At 50.0% G+C, this 22632-nt stretch carries 18 protein-coding genes; 10 read left to right on the top strand and 8 right to left on the bottom strand.

Going from position 1 to position 22632, the window contains the following annotated elements; translation table 11 throughout:
* Positions 1-18 precede the first annotated feature (18 nt).
* From DN748_RS15475 to DN748_RS15445, 7 genes are all read left to right on the top strand, one after another.
* A complete protein-coding gene (locus tag DN748_RS15475) occupies positions 19-948 on the top strand; it encodes a DUF1735 domain-containing protein (protein WP_112372739.1) in 930 nt (309 codons plus the stop codon).
* Between the two features lie 41 nt (positions 949-989).
* On the top strand, positions 990-2585 hold the full coding sequence (locus tag DN748_RS15470) for a sulfatase (RefSeq protein ID WP_112372738.1): 1596 nt from the start codon (positions 990-992) through the stop codon (positions 2583-2585).
* Positions 2586-2723: 138 nt separating this feature from the next.
* Positions 2724-5798, top strand: coding sequence for a SusC/RagA family TonB-linked outer membrane protein (locus DN748_RS15465; protein WP_112372737.1), 3075 nt, complete (start codon positions 2724-2726; stop codon positions 5796-5798).
* Positions 5799-5808: 10 nt separating this feature from the next.
* Positions 5809-7347 (top strand): RagB/SusD family nutrient uptake outer membrane protein, encoded by a 1539-nt coding sequence (locus tag DN748_RS15460; RefSeq protein WP_112372736.1) that lies wholly within the window; start codon positions 5809-5811, stop codon positions 7345-7347.
* Between the two features lie 72 nt (positions 7348-7419).
* Positions 7420-8877 carry a sulfatase gene (locus tag DN748_RS15455; RefSeq protein WP_112372735.1) on the top strand — a complete coding sequence of 486 codons (1458 nt, stop codon included), beginning with the start codon at positions 7420-7422 and terminating at the stop codon, positions 8875-8877.
* 66 nt (positions 8878-8943) lie between these two features.
* Positions 8944-9366 (top strand): lipocalin-like domain-containing protein, encoded by a 423-nt coding sequence (locus DN748_RS15450; protein WP_112372734.1) that lies wholly within the window; start codon positions 8944-8946, stop codon positions 9364-9366.
* Between the two features lie 179 nt (positions 9367-9545).
* Positions 9546-13106 carry an AAA domain-containing protein gene (locus DN748_RS15445; RefSeq protein WP_112372733.1) on the top strand — a complete coding sequence of 1187 codons (3561 nt, stop codon included), beginning with the start codon at positions 9546-9548 and terminating at the stop codon, positions 13104-13106.
* Positions 13107-13117: 11 nt separating this feature from the next.
* Here the strand turns inward: DN748_RS15445 and DN748_RS15440 are convergent, their stop codons facing one another.
* Both DN748_RS15440 and DN748_RS15435 read right to left on the bottom strand, forming a co-directional pair.
* On the bottom strand, positions 13118-14644 hold the full coding sequence (locus tag DN748_RS15440) for a carbon-nitrogen hydrolase family protein (RefSeq protein ID WP_112372732.1): 1527 nt from the start codon (positions 14642-14644) through the stop codon (positions 13118-13120).
* An 11-nt stretch (positions 14645-14655) separates the two neighbouring features.
* Complete coding sequence (locus tag DN748_RS15435) at positions 14656-16533, bottom strand: M1 family metallopeptidase (protein ID WP_112372731.1); 1878 nt, start codon at positions 16531-16533, stop codon at positions 14656-14658.
* 298 nt (positions 16534-16831) lie between these two features.
* Here DN748_RS15435 and DN748_RS15430 point away from each other — a divergent pair, with 298 nt between their 5' ends.
* The 3 genes from DN748_RS15430 to DN748_RS15420 are packed head-to-tail and all read left to right on the top strand — an operon-like array spanning position 16832 to position 19738.
* Positions 16832-17218, top strand: coding sequence for a hypothetical protein (locus DN748_RS15430; protein ID WP_146746627.1), 387 nt, complete (start codon positions 16832-16834; stop codon positions 17216-17218).
* Between the two features lie 24 nt (positions 17219-17242).
* Positions 17243-18862 carry a BCCT family transporter gene (locus DN748_RS15425; RefSeq protein WP_112372729.1) on the top strand — a complete coding sequence of 540 codons (1620 nt, stop codon included), beginning with the start codon at positions 17243-17245 and terminating at the stop codon, positions 18860-18862.
* A 15-nt stretch (positions 18863-18877) separates the two neighbouring features.
* A complete protein-coding gene (locus DN748_RS15420; RefSeq protein WP_236636892.1) occupies positions 18878-19738 on the top strand; it encodes a universal stress protein in 861 nt (286 codons plus the stop codon).
* Between the two features lie 15 nt (positions 19739-19753).
* Here the strand turns inward: DN748_RS15420 and DN748_RS15415 are convergent, their stop codons facing one another.
* The 6 genes from DN748_RS15415 to DN748_RS15395 all read right to left on the bottom strand — a co-directional run bounded on the left by DN748_RS15415 (position 19754) and on the right by DN748_RS15395 (position 22601).
* On the bottom strand, positions 19754-20500 hold the full coding sequence (locus tag DN748_RS15415; protein WP_112372728.1) for a dienelactone hydrolase family protein: 747 nt from the start codon (positions 20498-20500) through the stop codon (positions 19754-19756).
* Positions 20501-20702: 202 nt separating this feature from the next.
* Positions 20703-21134 carry a hypothetical protein gene (locus DN748_RS15410; RefSeq protein ID WP_112372727.1) on the bottom strand — a complete coding sequence of 144 codons (432 nt, stop codon included), beginning with the start codon at positions 21132-21134 and terminating at the stop codon, positions 20703-20705.
* 6 nt (positions 21135-21140) lie between these two features.
* On the bottom strand, positions 21141-21566 hold the full coding sequence (locus tag DN748_RS15405; protein WP_146746626.1) for a hypothetical protein: 426 nt from the start codon (positions 21564-21566) through the stop codon (positions 21141-21143).
* A gap of 161 nt (positions 21567-21727) precedes the next feature.
* Complete coding sequence (locus tag DN748_RS15400; protein WP_112372725.1) at positions 21728-22057, bottom strand: DMT family transporter; 330 nt, start codon at positions 22055-22057, stop codon at positions 21728-21730.
* Positions 22058-22079: 22 nt separating this feature from the next.
* Positions 22080-22223: a hypothetical protein gene (locus DN748_RS19140; protein ID WP_161554578.1), complete on the bottom strand. Its 144-nt coding sequence runs from the start codon at positions 22221-22223 to the stop codon at positions 22080-22082.
* A 21-nt stretch (positions 22224-22244) separates the two neighbouring features.
* On the bottom strand, positions 22245-22601 hold the full coding sequence (locus DN748_RS15395; protein WP_112372724.1) for an iron chaperone: 357 nt from the start codon (positions 22599-22601) through the stop codon (positions 22245-22247).
* Positions 22602-22632: the final 31 nt, after the last annotated feature.

Here is a 22632-nt window from a genome sequence, read left to right as displayed (position 1 = left end):
AATTTTAAAGTGATAAAAATGATGACAATCAGAAAAACAGCCATAATGGTACTGCTCTTCACTACAGTGATCTCCTGTGAGAAATACGACGATTTCACAGGAGATTACGAGTTTACCGTTGCCTATTTCAATACCCAGAAACCTTTGCGAACGGTGGTTTCCTATGAGGAAATGCAGTTTAAGGTAGGGGTGGCCATGGGAGGAAAGCAGTATAATAAACAAGAGGAAACAGCGACCTTTGTTATAGACCCTTCCCTGCTGGATAATGAGGTAATGGCCGGTGCGGGCGATTTCGAACTGCTCCCGGAAACCTATTATTCCCTGAGCGATGAAAGCACCATGATCTTTCCTGAGGGGCGGTATATAGGAGACGTTACGGTAAGCCTGGACCGGGAAAAATTTATTTCGGACCCACTGGCCGCATCCGGCACCTATGCCCTGCCCTTCCGGATTACGGAAACCTCTCTCGACTCCATAGCTTCGGGAAGTTTTGACGACCAGGGGAACCAGATCATCGCCCCGAAAGACTTTTCTGTTGTGGTGATAAAATATATAAGCGAATACCACGGGGCCTACTATCATACAGGCTCCCAAACCGAAAGGACAGCTACGGGAGAAACCAGTGAGGTAGTATATGACAACCCGGACCTAATCAAAAACGGGCTATGGAACCTCGTGACCATAGATGCCACCACCGTACAAGCCCCGGGGATGGGAAATTTTAACGATGCTTCCCTGATATTGAATATCGACGGCGAAGATTCCGTACACCTGTCTACAAACAGCAACCAGGTTACCGGTTTGTCCGGCTCCGGAACCTATCACCCGGAAGACAGGAGTATTTCACTGGAGTATTCGTTTACCAGGGATGGAAATGACTACGAGGTGACCGAGGTATTGCACCTGAGACGTCCGCCTGAAGAGGACCTGGCATTTGAAGAGTGGTAATTTTATGGTATATTTCTGTCGAAATAAATATAAACACAGACATGAAAAAAACCAGGATTATTTTTTCGGTGTTTTGCCTTCTTTTACTCCATTCCTGTGGTGAAAAGGAAAAGGAAGAAACGCAAGTTCCTGAGCAACCCAATATACTCTTTATTCTGGCCGATGATTTCGGCCTGAGAGATATGAGCTTTGTGGGAAGTGAATTTTACGAAACCCCTAACATAGACCGGCTGGCATCGAAAGGAATGGTCTTTACCCAGGGGTATTCGGGGAGCCGGGTATGCAGCCCTGCGAGAGCCACGATCATGACGGGGCAATTTACGGCAAGACACGGAATAACAGACTGGATAGGGGCAAAGAGCGGTACGGACTGGCGCGAGGCAAACCGGTTCGACAGGCTGTTGCCGGCCGGATACAGGCATCGTTTGCCCGACAGTGAGATCACCCTGGCCGAAGCATTGAAAACGGGGGGGTACAAGACGTTTTTTGCCGGGAAATGGCATCTTGGCGGAGAGGGCTCCTACCCGGAAGACCACGGATTCGAAATTAACAAGGGGGGATGGGAGAAAGGTAATCCCAACGGCGGATATTTTTCACCATTTAAAAACCCGAAATTAGAGGATATACAGCCCGGAGAAAATTTATCGATACGCCTGGCAAAAGAAACAGTCGCGTTTATGGAAGACCATAAAACCTCCGGTTTCCTGGCCTTTCTTTCCTTTTATGCCGTACATGGCCCCATACAAACCACAAAGGAGAAATGGCAGAAATACAGGGAGAAGGCGAGGGAGAACGGAATTGCCGAAAGAGGGTTTACCATGGAAAAAAACCTGCCGATCAGGCAAACCCAGGACAATCCCGTATACGCCGGACTGGTCGAAGCGATGGATGATGCCATAGGAGTGGTACTGGACGGGCTCAAAGAATCGGGGCTGGAAAAAAACACCATTGTGATCTTTACATCGGATAACGGAGGAGTAGCCTCGGGAGATGCCTATTCGACATCCAACCTGCCTTTCAGGGGAGGAAAAGGATACCAGTGGGAGGCAGGGACAAGGGTTCCCTACCTGGTATATGTGCCCTGGCAGAAATCCGGGGGCAAACACTGTGATGACCCTGTGACAGGGGCTGATTTCTACCCTACCCTGCTGGATTATGCCGGTATTGACCTGCCCGTTGAACAACCGGTGGACGGGGTGAGCCTGAGACCTGTCATAGACCGGGGAGAGGTATTGCCCGAAAGACCGTTGTTCTGGCATTATCCGCATTACGGGAACCAGGGAGGAGAACCTTCTTCCGTGATCAGGGAAGGCGACTGGAAACTGATCCATTATTATGAGGACAACAGGGATGAACTGTACCATATAAACGACGATCCTTACGAACAAGAGAACCTGGCAGGCCGTTATCCCGACAAGGTGAGCGGATTGAGGAACAAATTAAAGAGCTGGCTGACCGGGGTCGGTGCCAGGTATCCCACAGAAGACAGTGAATTTGATAAAGAAAAAAAAGAGGCTTACCACGACAGGATCGTCAACAAGGTACTCCCCGGGCTGGAAGAGCAGCGTATGGATTTTTTGTCCGATAGCTTTGAACCCAATAAGGACTGGTGGGGAAGTATGATTACCAAAGATTAGAAAAAAGACTTATCTCGCATTTTTGAATAATAATTTGCCTGTTTTGATTTATAATCAACAACAACATTGTTAATAAATCCTTAAAATTGACCTGTTGTAACTGTTGTTATCGTAATTAATCAATCAAAATTTTTAAAAATGCGAATGATATTATTTGTCTTATTATTCCCTTTATGGCATCCTGTCACGGCCCAGGAGACTGTAACAGGTACTGTAATTGACGGTTCGGGGGTTCCTGTTCCGGGAGTTAACATAGTGGTAAAAGGGGCCAACCGGGGAGCCACTACTGATTTTGACGGCAAATATGCCATCAATGCATCACCGGGAGACGTACTGGAGTTTTCGTATATAGGCTTCGCGTCTGAACAGGTCACGGTAGGAGATTCGAATGTCATCGATATTACGATGGAAGAGGATACCCAGGCCCTGGATGAGGTGGTTGTCATAGGGTATGGTACTTCCTCTAAAAAGCAACTGGTGTCTGCGGTAGCTTCCGTAAAAGGCGACGAGATTGAAAATCAGCCCGTTTCCAGGGTAGACCAGGCGTTGCAGGGCCGTGCGGCAGGGGTGGAAGTAACTTCAAACAACGGGGCACCGGGTAACGGGTCTACCATTCGCATCCGGGGTAACAGCTCCATTAACGGAAATAATAATCCCCTGTATGTGGTTGACGGTTTTATTGTAGGTACCGGTTTTAACCTGAACAACATCAATATTAACGACATTGAGTCTCTCGAGGTTTTGAAGGATGCTACGGCGCTGGCCATTTACGGTACCCGGGGTGCTTCGGGAGTTATCCTGATCACCACCAAGAGTGGTAAGGGGCTGCCCCAGGGAAAACCTTCGTTTACCCTGAATTCCTATATCAGTATGGATAAACTGGCGAATAAGATAGATATCTTAAGCGGTCAGGGATATGTTGATTATTTAAACGAGGCCGGACAATTTGTGCCCGGAACACCTGTCGATGTCAACGGGGTAGCGGTTCCTGTCGGTTATACAGACCCGAACCTGCCGTTGCAATATGATGATCCCGGGTCAGTACCGACCACAGACTGGATTGATGAGATTTCCCATACCGGGGTTACCTACAATACCGACCTCTCGGTTACCGGGAGGACCGAAAGCACGAATTATTACGCATCGGTCAATTATTTCAAACAGGAGGGGATCATTAAAAATTCCGGCCTGGAAAGGGTTACGCTGCGCAGCAATTTCGATGTCAATGTATCGGAAAAATTTACGTTTGGTACGCGTCTTAACCTCAGTACCTTTAAAAAGGAAAACAACAAGGTAAGCTTCGGACAGATTGTTTCCAGTGTATTGCCGATCCGGACGATTTATGATGCAGATGGGGAATTTACGGGGACCAATCCTGTAAGCGGTACCTTGCAGCGCAATCCCGTAGCGGATTATCAGCTAAGGGTAGATCACGACCTGGTGACCAACCTGATCGCGAATATGTATGCGGAATATGAGCTTTTTGACGGTTTTAAGCTGAAAACCAGTTTCGGGGCGACCTTGAATTTTTATAAGAACAATGAGTATCAGCCCGGCATATTGCCCGAACGTGTGCTAAACAATAACATAGGAGGATACGGGAGTGTCGCTACAAGCCAGAGCAGGGATCTGCTGAGCGAGACTACCTTTACCTATGATAAAGTTTTCGGGGATCATTCCTTCAACCTTCTGGGTGGGTTTACAGCCCAGAAAATCACTACCGAAAGTACCAGCCAGTCTGCAAACGGCTTTCCCAACGATGTGGTTCAGTTTAATAATTTATCCCTGGGTTCGGACCCTGAGACCTACCAGGTGGGTACTTCCTACAGCCAGCGTTCGCTGATGTCTGTCCTGGGCCGTCTGACCTATGGGTACAAAGACCGTTATATTGTAACCTTAGTGGGCAGGCAGGACGGTTCGTCTGTTTTTGAAAAGGGGAATAAATATTCCTTTTTTCCCTCGGCAGGTGTGGCGTGGAACATGGATGAAGAGGCCTTTTTGTCCGGTTCGAATACCGTGGATATCCTGAAACTCAGGGCGAGTTACGGTATAGTGGGAGAACAGGGGGTCGATCCGTATAATTCTTTCGATGTGTTCAGTTCGCAGTACAACTATTTTAACGAAACCCTGGTCCCGGCCGTAATTCTGGCTAACCCCGGGACAAACGGCCTTACCTGGGAGACTACAAAACAGCTCGACCTGGGCCTGGAAATGGCATTGTTAAAACACAGAATATCCCTGGAGCTGGGCTATTATAAAAAGACCACCGATGATCTGCTGCTGTTCCGGGACCTGCCGAATACCGCGGGAAGCAGGGTGCTGGAGAACGTGGGGAGTGTGGAAAACCGGGGCGTGGAGTTTTTGCTGAACACGCGTAATATTGAAAAGGAGGATTTCAGGTGGAATACCACCTTTACCCTGACGACTAATAAAAGTGAGGTACTGGACCTGGGGGATGAGGAGTTTATCAATATCCAATCTACCGGAAACCAGGGCGGGCCCTCCGCAAGGTTGATCGTGGGTGAAGCCATACCTGTGTTTTTCGGAGCAGAGTACCTGGGCACATATAAAGACCCGCAGGAAATTATTGATGACGGTGCGGTGGGTCGGTCCTTTCTGGGAAGTCCGCGTTACCGGGATGTCAATGGAGACGGGACCATCAACCAGGAGGATTACTCCGTTATAGGCAGTCCGCAGCCCGATTTCTACGGGGGGTTGCGCAATAATTTTTCCTGGAAGGGCCTCAACCTGGATGTTTTCTTCCAGTATTCGTATGGCGCTGAGATCTTTAATGTGGTTACACAACGCTCCCTGTTTGGCCGGGGCGATGAAAATGTAGACCCGCGGGTACTGGGCCGATGGAAGGAAGGAGTTAACGAAACTTCGGATATTCCGAGGGCGGGTACGTCGACAAGCCAGTTCAACCCGAACAGTACTGCAAATGTCGAAGATGGTTCTTTTGTGAGATTGAGAACAGTAACCCTTTCTTATGACATACCTTTGAAAGGAACGTCCCTGGAAAGTGTTTTCAAAAAATTTAACGTGTATGTGACCGGTAGGAACCTTTTGCTGTTCTCCGATTTTACCCTCGGAGATCCTGAGGTAAACAATTTTTCGGCAGGAAGCGGATTCGGGTCGGTTTCCCAGGGGTTTGCCAACGGGCAATATCCGTATGCCAGGAGCATCGTTACAGGAGTAAAAATCGAATTCTAAAATTACAGTGATGAAACGAAGATTAGTAACCGTATTAATTTCCACAGTATTGCTGTTTTTTTCAGCCTGTGAAAAATTTCTGGAAGAAGACCTGCGCGACCAGGTAGCCCTGGAAAACTTTTTCAATAACGATCAGGAAGCTCTCCTGGCAGCTAACGGACTCTATAGAATATTGCACCGCAGCAGTTTGTACCAAAGAGGACTGGACAATTATTATGTAAACGGCGCCGATGAAGTGGGCCCCAGCAGAAATGTAAACGGGCAGATTCACAATTATCTCATACAGGAAGGCGTAGCCGATGGAAACGGCACATGGTCCGCGTTATATGAGATCATCCGAAATGCCTCTTCGCATATTTCAAATATTGAAGGCAATGAGAACCTTTCGGAAGAAGTGAGGAAGCAGACGCTCGGCGAATGTTATTTTATGAGGGCCCTGGCCTATTTTCACCTGACGAATCTCTGGGGAGATGTACCTTATTTCAGGGAACTTCTCCCTCTTGAAGAGCTGGGCTCCTTGGAACGCTATCCTAAGGATGAGATCCGTACTGACATGAAGGACGATCTGGCCCTTGCATTTGAGCTGTTACCTGATGAACCCGAGCTGGGACGCGCTTCTAAATGGGCTGCCGCGGCATTAAAGGCAAAATTTCACCTTTTCGATGAGGAATGGGCAGACGCTAAAGCGGAATGTGACAATATTATAGACCATTCTCCACACCGTCTCCTGGACGATTTCGCCGCGGTCTTTAGCCAGAACGACCGTGCAGATCAATATAACGACGAACAGATATTCGTGGTGGATTTTACTACCGATGGTGTTTTTGGAGAGAGTAGTACTATAAGAACCGATGATTATAATCCCAGATTACGCGACGAACCCGCCGATAGGAGCAACAGGCCGGGAGGACCGGGAACGCCGGCAAGATGGGAATTGCTGTCGGCCGATCTGCAGGCTGTAGAACAGGATATGACCGGTTACGGATGGGCTATTCCGCTTCCGGAACTGGCCGACAGGTCTAACTGGGACCCGGATGACCTGCGATATGATGTCACCATCGTAACGGAATACATGGGGTATGAACTGAGTTTTCCGTATTTCCGGAAAAACTGGAACCTGAACCTGACTTCGCCCCGGGGGAATCACAACGAAAATTATGTGGTTTTCCGCCTGGCCGATATTTATCTGATGGCGGCCGAGGCCGAAAACGAACTGAACGGCCCTTCTGAGGCCTATAGTTATGTCAACAAGGTACGTGAGCGGGCGTTCGAACCCGACAAACCCTGGAGCGGGATGACCCAGGAAGAATTTCGAAGGGCCATGTACGACGAGCGAAAATTTGAACTCTGTACCGAAGGTTATCGCAGAATGGACCTGATACGATGGGGGATCCTGCTGGAAACGGTCAGGAACACACAGCACAGGCCCTGGAATAACCCTGCGGATAACATACAACCTTATCACGTGTTGTTGCCCGTACCACAGGACGAAATCCTCCTGAATCCGAACCTCCTGAATACCGATCCGACCAACAATGGGTATCGTTGAGGTGGCCGGAACACAGGACAGGAGTATCTTTTGCATAGCATATAATGCCCGCAGGGCCGTAAAAAATACAATATGAAGACGATGTTTTCCGCTACCGGGATATGGAGCGTGCTCTCCCTTACACTGTTGTTCTCGTGTAATGCACAACCCTCTCCCGAGGCTAAAAAACCCAATGTGATCCTGATCAATGCTGACGACCTGGGCTGGGCAGACCTCGGGTGTATGGGGTCCGGATATTACGAAACGCCTAACATAGACCGGCTGGGCAGGGAAGGAATGCTGTTTACACAGGCCTATGCCTCGGCAGCCAACTGTGCCCCGAGCCGGGCCCATATGATCACCGGGCTCTGGGGACCGCGACACGGTATTTATACGGTAGGCAGTTCGGAACGGGGAAACACGAAAACCAGGAGGCTGATCCCCACGCCTAATGCACAAAGTATCCCGGATTCGCTATATACCCTGGGTGAAATGTTTCACGATAACGGGTATCGTACGGCGAGTATAGGCAAATGGCATATTTCAGAGTCCCCTCTTACCGAAGGGTTTGATGTGAATATCGCAGGAAGCCATCGCGGCGGGCCGGGGCACAGGGGGTATTTCAGTCCCTACAATGCCGAACACCTCGAAGCAGGTCCGCAGGGAGAATACCTCACCGACCGGCTGACCAGCGAAGCCATTTCCTTTATTAACGGCAATAAGGAAAAGCCTTTTTTCCTCTACCTGCCTTTTTATGCCGTACATAAACCGCTGATGGCCAAGGAAGAGGTGGAAGCCATCTACAGGGCGAAGAAAGGGGCAGAAGGGCAGTCTGACGCCACCTATGCGGCCATGATACACACTATGGACGAGAATGTGGGGAGGTTGCTCACTACCCTGAAAAACCTGGGGATCGAAGAAAATACCATCGTAATATTCACCTCGGATAACGGGGGAATACGTGATGTAAGCCATCAGGACCCCCTTCGGGCAGGTAAGGGAAGTTATTACGAAGGCGGTATCCGTGTGCCTCTTATCGTGAAATGGCCGGGACATGTCAAAAACGGGACGGTTACGGAGCAGCCTGTCATTCAGCGGGACCTCTACCCGACGCTGCAATCCATGATCGGGGCGGAAAAGAAGGCAAAACACCTGGACGGTACGGATATCTCGCCGCTATTGAAAGGCGAACCCATGCCGGAGCGGGATTTTTTCTGGCATTTTCCGGTGTATCTGCAGGCGTATAACCCCCTGGAAGACCAGGCAAGAGACCTGCTGTTCCGCACCCGGCCCGGATCAGTGATCCGTTCGGGCCCATGGAAACTGCACGAGTATTTTGAGGATGGCGGCCTTGAGTTGTACAATCTCGGAGACGATCCCGGGGAGCGGCATAACGTGGCCGGGGAACACCCCGAAAAGGTAAGGGAACTCCGCGACAGGCTGGAAGCCTGGAGAACGCTCACCGGTGCCCCGGTCCCGACAGAGAAAAACCCCGGTTTTGATAAAATGTTCGAGATAAAAAAACAGCAGCAGGCCCGAACCGGTTCATAGACACCGGGTACACGCAACGTTTCCAGACTTTTACTATCTACTGTATAGAACCAAAAAGCAAAAGTCATGAAAAATCTTATCCTTATTATCAGTGTTTTTTTGTTTGTTTCCTGCAGCAATGACGATGATGCCGCCACTCCCCGGCAACAGATTACAGGGACCTGGACCCTTGCAGAAGCGAAGGTAGGTACCGGGGCTCCGGGCAAATGGGAACCGGTAAGCGAGGGATATTCCTATACCTTCGGGAGCGACGGAACTTTTTCTTCAGACCGTTTTTCCGGATGTACTGCCGGAACCTATGTTCTGTCTGAAGATACGCTGGTACTCGAATACGATTGTGAAGGGTTTACCACCGGAATGGAAGAGCCGGAAGGTACTTTTTCCGAAAGTATAAGTTTCGAAGGAGGAAAAATGATCCTTACCCCTACCTATATGGGGTGTATAGAAGGGTGTAGCTATAAATTTGAAAAAACAGGGGAAGTCGAATAGATCGACTGTATTTCAGGGCGATATGGAACTTCCGGTAACCTGTATATTTTGTGACCAGCGTATACTTTACTATCTTTAACGGGTGTGATAGTCCCGGGTATAAAGGAGCTTCGAAATACATTTCCGTATAAGACGGCGGAGCACCTTAAATTTACCCGGGGAATAAAAACCCCTGATCCATGAATAGTATCAGTAACTGGCTTCGGTATTACAGGGCTTCCGTAATAGACGGGTGCCGTGGAGAAAAGGGATATTTATTCCCGGATCCGTTACAAAGGGGTGAAAGCGGACTTTACGGGCTTTCTGCGGATGAGGCAGGGAGGATCTGGGACAAAGAAAATGTTTTCCGGTTCGGTTTCGGGGAAACACAGAAACCGGAACGTCAGGCAGATAATGATATTGCTGATACCGGAAACGGGTCGGGTACGGTACCTGAGCATGGGATTACCGGGATCAACAAGATCGAGATCGCCCCGATCTTCATCACTTCAGATATTGAACACGGCGGTAACACGGGAAAGGAGAAAACGTATTATCCCTACTGGATCCCGGCTTACGTAGATAAAACGGGAAAGCTCTATCCTCCGCGAGAGCAGGAATGCCCCGTTTTTATCCGGGATTACCTGGACCCTAACCCGGGCGATCGTCCTGTTATCGCATCAATGGATGTACTGGATGCCCGGATGGGAAACCGGAATTTTGATGAAAATGACTGGTTAAAGTACTGGGAGGACTGCGAACGCTTTTTCCGGGATGTTACGGGGAAGGGGTTTTCGGATTTTCAAAACGGGAAATATCATATGTTCCGTATTGCAGCGATGAGGGAGAGCAATATGACCCGGAATATTACAGGGCTGTACAACGACCTGGTCTTCGGCAGCGGTGCGGGAAAATACACGGCCGTCCTGGAAAAAGTCCTGCAAGAAAAGGAAGAACCCCGTAACCATGACCTGCTGGAAACAGAAATATTTCTCAACGGCAATCATTTCGGGCAAATGAACGGCGAGTTTCCGTTGTCGTATTCCCAAAGGGTTGCTTTTGCACAGTTTACTTCAGGATATACCAGACAGGTATTTGCCGTTAACGGTCCTCCCGGGACAGGCAAGACGACCCTGCTGCAAAGTGTAGTGGCCAATCTGTTTACACAATCGGTGCTGGAAGGTGGTGAGCCGCCGCTGGTGGTGGGGTGTTCCGTAAACAACCAGGCGATTACCAACATCCTGGACAGTATGCACCAGGAGGAGACAGACGGGGTCCTGTTCCGCCGGTGGGTGCCGGGCATAAGGTCTTTCGGCCTGTATATGGCAGCATCTTCCAGGGCGGGGCAGGGAACCGGGGATTACCAGGTGGAATCTTCCGAATTCCTGAATACCGGTTTTGTGAGGGAGTTGGAAGACAAGGCAAAGGTGCCGGGGTATGAACGTCATTTCAGGTCGGAATTCCGTACATTCCTTGATATGGATACGGGTATCCCGGAGGGGAAAGAACCTGATATGGGAGAATACCTCCTGAAGAAAATAAAGGCCCTGGAGGCGAGGATCAGGAGTATATCTGCCCTTGCGGGGAAAAGGCACGAAGTGACCGGTACCCTGGAGCAGGCGGGTTTTGAGGATGTTGATGCCCTGGGAGAGATGGTGGATAAAACGGCGACCGGAATACGTCAGAACGAAGAACGGCAAAAGCTGCTTGAAACCTTGCGTAGCAAGCTTATGGAACGATACCGGAGGTTTCCTTTTTACGTAAGATGGCTGCCGTTCAAAAGGTTCAGGGAGTTGCGGGAAAGGGCTTTTAAGCTGATTGTCCACCCCGTGAAGGACGAGTTTCCGGAGCAGCTTAAATGGTATGACTTCCATACTGTCATTTCCGGGATGGAAGCCCTGGAACTCGATACGGTGAGGGAGTATCAGGAACTTGAGAACAGCCTGTCCGGCCTTTCGGAACTGAAGAAAGGCATTGAAAAGACAGACCGGGATTACCAGGATTTCCGGACCGGGTGGCTGCGGGCGTATAACCAAAAATGGCAGCGCCTGGTCACAGCGACCGGAGATGAATACGAAAACCTGGACGTATTGCAGGATACGGCGGTAAAACTGGATATCTCCTACAGAAACGAGCTGTTCTGGCTGTGTGTACATTTCAGGGAGTGGGAATATATCCGTGCCCTGAAATCTGCAGATGAGGCGGACAAGGAAAGATCAGAAAGCACGTACAGGAGAAAACTCAGGAGGATAGCGGGGGTGACGCCCCTTTTTATTTCCACGTTTCACTCCTTGCCGAGATTCAGTACGTATTATACCTATCGTGACGGAAACAGGTATTACAGGGAGTTGTTCGACCTGATGATCGTAGACGAAGCCGGGCAGGTTGCCCCGGAGGTTGCGATGCCTTCCCTGACCCTTGCGAAGAAACTGCTGGCCGTGGGAGATGAGTACCAGATAGAACCCGTATGGGGAGTTACCAGGGGAGTGGATTACAGGAATGCCGGAAAATACCAGCTGGTAAAGGGTGAGGAAGATTTCGGGAAGATGGAACAGTCGGGATTTACGGCATCCGGGGGAAGCCTGATGAAAATGGTAAAAAGGGCGACACCTTTCTGCTTCCGGCACCGTAACGGGGAACCGGAGAAGGGAGCGTATTTGCTGGAACACCGAAGATGTGCGGACCCCATCATACAATATTCGAAAGATCACGTATATAAAGGGTCGCTGAAACTGATGGCGGGCAATAAGAAGCACTGCCTTCCTCCCCTGGGATATATTCATGTGAACGGATCGTCGGAAAAGCATCGCGGGAGCAGCAGGAAAAATGTAAAGGAGGCCCTTGCCCTGGTGCAGTGGGTGTGTAATAACAGGAAACTCCTGGAACGGGATTACGGGGAGCCGCTGGATAAGGTGCTGGCCATTATTACTCCCTTTTCGGCCCAGAGAGCGGTACTGAAACGACTTCTGAAAAGATATGTAAACAAGACCCTTGCAGACCAGATTGTTGTTGGTACCGTACATGCCTTACAGGGTGCGGAACGGCCTGTAATCCTGTTTTCGGCAGTACACGATACCAGAGATAAAATGCTTTTTTTCGATTACCGGGGCAAGTTCAATATGCTTAATGTGGCCCTTACCAGGGCTAAACATTCTTTTATCGTTTTTGCAAATATGGCGGTGTTCGACCCGGGCGGGAACACCCCTTCCGGAAAGCTGGCCGCGCATTTGTTCGGAAAGGAGGAATACGCCCTGGACGACGCTTTTATTTATCAGTCTGAGATCATCTATGCTCCGGACCGTGTAGAACGGATAAAAACCCTGGAACAGCATCGGGAAACCCTTAGACAATGTTTTGAGACCGCCGAAAGGGAAATCATCCTGTGCTCCCCGTTTATATCTATCAGGGCCATTGAGGCGGACGATGTCGTCCGGTTGATCCGCAATGCTGCCGACCGTGGAGTTAAGATCACCGTACTTACCGATAAAAATCTCGATGTTACCAGGGGCGGGCTAAGGAGGAACAGCGCATTGGGCAGAGAGGCCATAAGAGCCACAAAAGCCAGGCTGATGATCGTAAACGGCATACACAACAAGACCATTTGTATGGATGACAGCGTCATCATCGAGGGGTCGTTTAACTGGTTGTCTGCCAGCAGGGATGAAAACAGCGAAGGTTACAGAAAGGATATTTCCGTAATAATCCGCGGGGGTAAAGTAAAAGAGGAGATCAGGGAGTTCCGGTCAGATTTCAATATCTGATGCCGAGCGTATTATTTCTTCTTCCTCAGTTCAAAGATATCCTTTCTGCGGTCTTTCAGGTTGTTGACGCTTCCGAACCGGTGCAGTTCCCTCAGTTGCCCGAGGTCTACATCGGCCAGCAGTATCATTTCGGTATTGGGGGTGGCTTCTGCCTTGATACCGTTGGTGGGAAAGGCAAAATCGCAGGGGGTAAATACCATGGACTGGGCAAACTGTATATCCATATTATGTACGTTGGGCAGGTTGCCCACGCTACCGGCAATGGCCACATAGCACTCGTTCTCTATGGCCCTGGCCTGGGCGCAGTGCCGTACCCTGGAGTACCCGTTCTGGGTATCGGTAAGAAAGGGTACGAAAAGAATGTCCATTCCCTCGTCGGCCAGCAGGCGGCTGAGCTCGGGAAATTCGGCGTCGTAACAGATCAGAATGCCAATTTTGCCGCAATCGGTATCAAAGACGCGCAGCTTGTTGCCACCCTGCATGCCCCATACCCTGGCTTCGTCGGGGGTAACGTGTATTTTTTCATAGCGCTCTACGGTACCGTCCCTTTTGCAGAGATACCCCACGTTGTACAGCCGGCCCTTCCTGATCTCGGGCATGCTGCCCGCCACGATGTTAATGTTGTACGAGATGGATAATTTGGAGAATTCCTGTATAATGCCATCGGTATACCCCGCCAGGCGGCGGATGGCTTCCGCTTCTGCCAGGTGGTTGAAGCGCGCCATGAGCGGTGCGTTGAAAAACTCTGGGAAAAGCGCAAAATCGGCCCGGTAGCCCGCGAGGGTATCGACAAAGTATTCGGCCTGCTGCAACAGTGATTCCGGCTCGTTATAGGGCCGCATCTGCCATTGTATGAGCCCCAGCCTGACCACACTTTTCTGGCTTACGGCCTTCCTGGAGGGCTTTTCGTAGTAAATATTGTCCCATTCCATCAGTACGGCAAATTCCTGGGAAGCCTTATCCCCGTCCAGGTAGCCCTTGAGAATGCGGGTGGGATGGAAGTCGTTGGACATCTGGAAATTGAGTACCGGGTCGTCCATTTCCTTTCTCCGCACTTTTTCGATATACTGCTTCGGGGTCAGGGTATCGGCATATTTGTGGTAGTTGGGGATACGCCCGCCGAAGGCAATACCCTTGAGATTCAGTTTTTCGCACAGTTCCTTGCGGTAATCGTACAGCCGGCGCCCCAGGCGGAGCCCGCGGAACTCCGGCTTGATAAATACTTCGATACCGTAAAGCATATCCCCTTCGGGGGTATGGGTGCTGAAGGTGTTGTTGCCCGTAACTTCTTCAAAGGTATGATTGCCTTCAAAATTGTCGTAATCCACTATAATCGACAGGGCACACCCGGCCACGCTGCCATTCACCTTAATGACCACCTGCCCTTCCGGAAACTTGCCCAGCAGGGCCTTTATCTGGGGCTTGGTCCAGTAATCGTCCGGCATGGTGCGATAGGCTGCCACCATCGCTTCACGGATTTCCGTGTAATCCCTGATCCTGAGATATTCAAGCGCTATTTTATCGGTTTCGCTATGCATGACCCCGCAGATTATCTGATGGTAAAGGAGTCATTAGAAGTATCGGCATCCATAAAGATACCACCGTCGAGACTTATTTTTGCGACGTCCCTGATGTTTTTAAGTGTGATTTGGGCATGCTCCGGATCGGCCTCCCATATCGCGGGGGTCTGGTGAAATTCCTGTGTTTTTCCGTCCTTACCGGTGACTACTATCGTTACCGGGGCAGGCATTCCGCCAATGTTTTCCAGGGATATGGTGAGGGCATTCTTTTTGTAGGAAGCATCCGTTATAGCAATGTCTATATAGTTGTTGCTAAAATACCAGCGATCCCAGAACCAGTTGAGGTCTTTTCCCGTAAGGTCGTTGAACGAATAGAAAAAATCCCAGGGCATGGGGTGTTTGCCGTTCCACCGGTCCATATACCCTTTCAGGGCCTTGCCGAACAAGGCATCGCCCAGGTATTCCTTTACAGCGAGATAACCGATGGCGGCTTTTCCGTAGGCATTGGCCCTTATGGGAGGTCCGTTGAGCACATTGAGCGGGGTAATGACGGGCAGGTCGTACTCCATATCGGCGTTGTTTGCCCAGCTTGCCACCCGGAACTTCTTAAAGTTTTCCGTAGCCTTTTCTTTGCCCAGATCGTGAATCCCTATCAAATATTCCAGGGTAGTGGCCCAGCCTTCATCCATAAAGCCGAAACGGGTTTCGTTGATCCCCATATAAAACGGGAAATAGGTATGGGCTATTTCGTGCTCTACCACAAAACGCGCAAATTCCGCTTCGGGAAATGAGCTGTCATTGACCATCATGGGGTATTCCATATCAGCAAAACCGCGTACTATCGTAGACTTGGAGAACGGGTACGGCACGCCGGGATAGTTATTGGAAAACCAGTCGATGGCGTGCTTCCCGTAGCCGACCATTTCCCTGAAATCTTCCGAGGGCTCATCGTAGGCCGCCTGTACACTGGCCCGTCGGCCGGTTTCCGGGTCTGCCACCACACTGCCGGCATCCCACAGGTAATGGTCGCTCAGGGCAATGGCGATGTCTGTGATATTATCGGCCTTCCATTTCCAGGTATTTTCCGGGTTCTGCCGGGTAACCTTTTGTCCTTCAAGGTCCTCCTTGGTGGCAATGTGTATCACCTCATCCGAGGTCATCGATTCTTCCAGCAGCTGTGCATAGCGGGGTTGTAGCACTTCGTCAGGGTTCTGAAGGTCGCCCGTGGCCCATACGATATAGTTCGCAGGAACGGTAACCGAAAAGGTGTAGTCGTTAAAGTCGTTGTAGAATTCCTGCGATCCCCGGAAGCTCATGGTGTCCCATCCGCGGGAATCGTCATATACGGCTACCCGGGGAAAAAAGTAGGCCAGGAAGAAGGTGGTTTCGTCTATGGCCCCTTCCCTTCCGCTCTGTACCGAAAGGTCGAAATGCCATCCGATATCCAGGGTTACGCTTGCTCCCGGGGCGAGCGGATCGGCCAGTGTAACCATTTTATTGGTGCCGTCGTTTTTGTCGGTCCATTCGCGGGCAACGCCATTTTCGCTATAGGTGTCGATATGCATGCCGGAAGTCAGGTAATCGGGCGAGGTTTGCCCCGACCGTGGCGCTTCGGGTTTGTGCTGGTTCAGGAACAGTTTGAAATTCAGTGCTTTCAGTGTGTCCGGGCTGTGGTTGGTATATACGATGGTCTCCTTACCTGTTACGTTCCGGTCGGGCGGGCTCACGGTGAGGTCTATGGTGTATACCCCCTTGTTCTGCCAGTAATTGGCACCGGGATTCCCGTCTTTGCTGCGGGTGTTGTTTTCGTAGGCTTTTTTTACATCGCGGGGAATGTAAAGCTCCTGTGCGTGCAGTGTTATGGCATACAGTACTGCAAGGCTGCCAAGCATGATGTTACGGAACATGGACATGTGAATTTTAACTGTTGTTTTACGATCTTTTTTTGAAACCGGTATTTCCGGCAGGCATACAGAAACCCGTATCTCCTGTATCAAAGATACATTACCTGCCGGAATGCCGCAACGAAGGTATGTTGTTTATCGATATATCTGTCAGAAAAAGACGCTTTATATTTATTTAAAACGATTGTTTCTTACAGGCTCGAAAAAAATCGTATATTAGAAACTATGTTTTGTGGGTTTTTTCACACGAAATAAAGATTGCCCGGGGCAGCTACGGATGTTTCCCATAGCCGGTATTCCTATGACGTGGCATCTATGGATGTGGACGGAGCGGGCGGACATTTTTGCCATGGCGGCTTACGGTTCTCCCTACCTCGTGGCAGCGAGGGGTGACCTCGTTTCGCTGGCGGCGGCCTATACGGTTCCCGTGTCCTGGGGGCCTGTGGAATCGCTGCAGTTTTACAACGATTTCGGCTATGTCCGCAAGCCCGCTAAAGATTTTGCCGACAGTTATATGAATGTCACGGGGATAGGGGTCGCTGCCGGGCACCTGTATACCTATATCGATTTTGCAGCCGGAAAGAACCACTCCTGGCTGGGGGGCAATTTTGCAGACGATTTCGCCGGGGGAAACCCGGAGGCCCGGTGGGAAGCGCGATTTAACATCAACATAGGATATTATTTCTAACACAAAACCAGAAAAACAGGAATTATGGCGAAGAAAGTGATTCGAAGCGACGAAAAAAAATCCATTTTAGGGCTGGAGATCAACGGCCCGGTATTCTTTTCGTCGGCGATCATCATGATTATCAGCATTACACTCACCCTGGTGTATAAAGACAGGGCCGGGGAATATTTTACACAGATACAGCATTTTGTAGCGGAAAGCGGCGGATGGTTTTTTGTTCTTGCCATCAATATTTTTCTCTTTTTTATGCTTTACCTCGCCTTCAGTGATTTCGGGAAACTCCGCATCGGGGGGCAAAGCGCAAAACCCGAGTTTAAGACCATGTCGTGGTTTGCCATGCTGTTCAGTGCGGGAATGGGAATAGGACTGCTCTTCTGGAGTGTTTCGGAGCCCATTTCTCATTTTGTTTCACCTCCGAAGGGTACAGGAAGCAGCGTCGGGGCGGCGCAGGAGGCCATGAACTTCACCTTTCTGCACTGGGGGTTGCACGCCTGGGGGGTCTATGCCCTGGTAGGGCTGGCACTGGCTTATTTTACCTACTCCAGGGGGCTCCCGCTTACCATCCGTTCGGTTTTTTATCCTTTCCTGGGAGACAAGGTCTACGGGATCATAGGAGATATTATCGATATTATTGCGGTGCTCGCCACAGTATTCGGGCTGGCTACTTCCCTCGGGTTGGGAGTACGGCAGATCGCCGGGGGGCTCAACCATGTTTTTGATGTCGCTGCGGGAATCCCCACACAGATGATACTCATCGCCGGGGTTACGCTTATCGCCACCATTTCGGTCGTTCTCGGGGTAGATAAGGGCGTAAAGTTTCTCAGCGAATGGAATATGCGCATTGCGGTATTGCTGCTGCTGCTAGTAGTGGTATTGGGGCCTACCCTGTATATCTTCCAGTCTTTCGTACAAAATACCGGGAGCTATTTTTATAATTTCCTGGATATTGCTACCTGGACGGAGGCCTATACCGGTACCCACTGGCAAAATGACTGGACTATTTTCTACTGGGGGTGGTGGATTGCCTGGGCGCCGTTTGTCGGTATTTTTATCGCCCGTATATCCAAGGGGCGTACGGTACGCGAATTTATTCTCGGGGTGTTGATCGTTCCTGCGCTGGTTACCTTTTTCTGGATCAATGCTTTCGGTAGTACGGCCATACAGGATGCCCTTGCCGGGAACATGGCCGTGGTGAACGAGGTAAAAGTAGACGAAGCCATTGCCATGTTTGTTTTCCTGGAAGATTTTCCCCTGCCCATGGTATTGAATATCATAGCCATTATCCTGGTCGCCGGGTTTTTTATCACCTCCTCCGATTCCGGGTCGCTGGTGGTAGACAGCATTACTTCGGGCGGAAAAATAGATTCCCCGGTGGGACAGCGAATATTCTGGGCGGTCATGGAAGGGGCCGTTGCCGCCGTACTGCTCGTCGGCGGGGGGCTCAAGGCCCTGCAGACCGCTGTCATTGTTTCCGGGCTGCCGTTTGCCATTATCCTGCTCGTCATGTGCTATTCGCTTTACAAGGGACTCCGTGAAGACCACCGCAAACTGCAGCGACGCCTGGAACAGAAAGAACTGGACAATTATAAGGATATCGTTTCCGATATCATGAAACGTAGACAACACAAAGAAAACAAATCATAAAAATCCCTCGAAATCATGATTACCGAAATAAAAAACATACTGGTAGCCCTCGACCTTTCGGAAATAGACGATACACTGATCTCTTATGCCGCTTTCCTGTCTGACGTACTGCAGGCCGACAAGGTTTATTTTGTACACAACATCAAAAAATACGAGATCGGCGAACTCTTTGAAGACGAACTGGCCGATATCAATATAGAAGAAAGCATAGGAGAAGAACTGAATGAAAAAGTAGCCTCGGACTTCAAGGGGAAGGCGGAATGGGAAGTGCTTATCTCCAACGACTCCTATACCGAGTCGCTGATTGCCTATATCGTGAACAAATACGCTATTCACCTCACCCTGGTAGGGAGCAAGAACAGGGTAAAAGGTACCGGGGTGGTAAGTGGTAAACTCCTTAGAATGCTCCGCTGCCATATTCTTTCCATTCCCAGGGAAACCGTACCGAAAATAGAGCACATCCGGGTGGGAACCGATTTTTCCAGTGCATCGAGGCGCAGTTTTTCGATGGCACAGGTGGTGGGGAAAGCCGCATCGGCCCCGGTAAGTGCCGTGCATGTTTATAACGTTCCGCTACAGTTCGCTCCCTACCTGCCCAAGGAAACCCTTGTTCCCGTGGTGGAAAAGCACACCGCGGAGAAGGGGAAGAAATTTATGAAAAAAGTCCCCGGCTCCGAAAATATTCCGCTGGAGATCGTCCCGGGAAGAAGTTCCAGCATTCCCGAAACCCTCACCGAATACGGAAAAAAGAAGCAAACAGACCTGTTTTTTGTGTCTGACAAAGGAGGCAATACCTTTTCTTCCCTTCTCGTGGGGAGTGTTACCGAAGAACTGTTTAATGAAGACATGCACTTTCCGCTATGGGTCTGCAAGTAGGGAAAGCCCGGCTGTTTATTCCAGCACCTCTTCCAGGAACATCAGGGTATGCTGCCAGGCCCTTTTGGCCATGGTTTCATTGTATTCCGGAGATGCCGGGTCGGTAAACGTATGGCCGCTGTCGGCATAAGTAATGATCTGCCAGTCGGCCTTGCCGTCTTTTAGTTCCTTTACCAGGGCGTCGTAGATCGCGGGAGTTACACTCCTGTCTTCAGCCGGGTTTTCGACAAGCACTTTGGTACTGATCGCCCCGTTAGGCCGGCTTTCGTCCTTGCCCAGCCCGCCGTGAATGCTTACCACGCCCTGTACGGGAAACCCCGCCCTCATCACTTCCAGGGCCCCGGTACCGCCGAAACAATAGCCGATCACCGCGATCTTATCCGTATCGGCCCCTGCTTTTTTCAGCTCGTCCAGGGCCAGCGATATCCGGTGCTGGTAGGCGTCGTAATTGGTCTTGTAGTACCCCGAGGTTTCAGCAGCCGAAGCATTGTCTCCGGGGATGTTCCCTTTACCGTAAATATCGGCTATAAAGGCGATATATCCTTCTTTTTCCAGTTCCAGCGCCGCGGTCCGGGCTTCGTCGTCGATCCCTTTCCAGGCCGGAAGGATCAGTACCCCGGGCAGGGTTTTACCCGCATTGGCAGTGACCAGTCCGTCCAGCTGCTGGTCGCCGTCTTTATAGGTTACAGGATCGAGGTTCTGGGAATGGCTGAGGTTTGTGAACATCATTACAGAAAACAGGATTAACAGTATATTTTTCATGGGAAGCAGTTTTTAATACTTCTAAAGATACTGCAAAATAATTTGCAGCGGAAACCGGAGGTGTTAAATCTGCATCGCTCCTCTGGCCAAAGTGCTCAGATTACCTCTTTATGACCACTCCGGAAATGGCACCGTAATGAAGCAGCCGAGGGGGCGCTCCGGGTTTCTGGTACACTATTGGACGGGAGATGACCGGTAAGCCTCACATCAGTTTAAGATAATCCGTAGATCCGTGCCAGTATACCGCGGTGCTTACCAGAAGGGCAAAGGCTATGGCCAGGGGCAGGGCATAACGGTTGTCCGCTCCCGCTACTTTCAGAAAAAGATATAACCGCAAAACCGAATGAAAGATAAACAGGCCCAATGAAGCCAACTCTTCCCCCGGTTCGTATCTGAGCAACATCATGATAATCCAGAAAACGAACAACAGGAAAAGGTATTCCGCGGCGATCACGACACCTGTCAACACCCGGTTTTTAACAAAAAGTAAAGGGATATAAAGCAGGAAGCCGCAAAACAGCCAGGCAAAGTCCCAGTCCATATCAGCGCTGGTAGCGGTCAGAAGGATGACAGTGAGTGCCGAAACGGCTATTAGGGTATAGAAATACGGGTGTAGTGTGTGCTGGTTTTCCATTCGGTGTCATTCATCTGCCTTACTGTATTTTCTTAACAGGACCTTTAAAGTATCGCGACCCATTCCCGGTTTCCACTTTATATCTACCGGTTTGTAACCGTCCTTTTCAAAACGCAATTTCATTCGCGGCCCGAGGGGGTTGTCGATCTTATAGTCCGAAAACCACCCCCGGCCATCTGTTTTCGGCGGCCGGATCACCCCGTAGGGGCCTATGGTATCGCACAATTCCTTTTTCCTGTCATACCGCCTGTACGCCGCCCCGGGGACGGCCTGCCCTGTTTCGGCATCGATCACATGGCCCTGCAGGCTTTGCATGCTATCGCAGCAAATTAAGCCTGAGCACAATGCGGGTAACAGCGACCACAGGCCGGCCCGGACTACCGTTTTCAGCAGCGCGGATACAGGTAATATACTTCTCAGCCTCTTGTTCATTGATAAGTGTCAGCTTAGTACTTGTGTAAACAAGCTCTTATACCTTTCTACAAAGGTAAATTTCGTATATGGAATAGAAGTCGTTGTTTTCAGGGGTTTTTCGCCATCTTTTAATTCCCGTGTTTTCTCTCTGTCTTTTTTTCCGGTTTTTTTATGGATTATTAATGGGCCGATACCGCTTTAAGCCCGACGATCGAAGCGATTAAGGTCGTGATAAAGAGTACCCGCAGAAAAGTGACCGGTTCCTTAAACACAAAAATACCGACCAGAACCGTCCCGACAGCACCAACTCCGGTCCAGACGGCATAAGCTGTTCCCAGTGGCAAGGTCTGGGTCGCCTTGATCAAAAGCCCCATACTCACCGTAAGGGATACCAGAAAACCCGCATACCACCAGTACATTTCACTTCCCGTTGCTTCTTTACCCTTGCCCAGGCAGAATGTAAAAGCTATTTCAAACAGCCCTGCAATAATTAAAATACCCCAGTTCATTTCTTTTTGTTTTTAATTCGTATTACTCACCATCTTCCAATAGTCCGATATTTTCATATCCCTTCTGACCGGCCATATCGCTTTTCATTGAAATAACCGCATCGCCCTCTTTCCCGGACCAAAACGTGATTTCATTAGCGTCGGTATGGGCAAAAGCACGTACCATACCTTTTTGGCAGCAACAATTTTATATTTCGTTCAGCCTGGCCTGTTCTTTAATCAGCTGCCTTATTGCTGCAGCCGGAACTTTTTGGTCAAACCTGATCTGTATTGTTTTTTTACCAGTTTTATACCCTTTTCCTTCCAGTATTCTGCGCACTTCCGCAGTTAGTGAATCTATACCGAAACTAACGTGTTTTTTAGCCAGGGAAAATCCTGCCAGAATACCGTGGTATTTATAAACGGGCACATTCCAGCTTATCCCGCCTTCTGCACGCGGTTCGGCAGCTTCGATCAGCGCTTTAAGCGCATACATGATTTCCTGTGATGCTTCCGGTGACGTCTTGATAAATTCGTCAATGGTTTCCGGTTTTTGATCTTTCATTATACGGGTTTTATCATTTTCTGCTCATGCC

Origin of the sequence: Sinomicrobium soli, assembly GCF_003285545.1 — a bacterium.
Taxonomy (GTDB): Bacteria; Bacteroidota; Bacteroidia; order Flavobacteriales; family Flavobacteriaceae; genus Sinomicrobium.
Note: the sequence above shows the minus strand (reverse complement) of the source record. Positions and strands in the feature narration are given on the sequence as shown.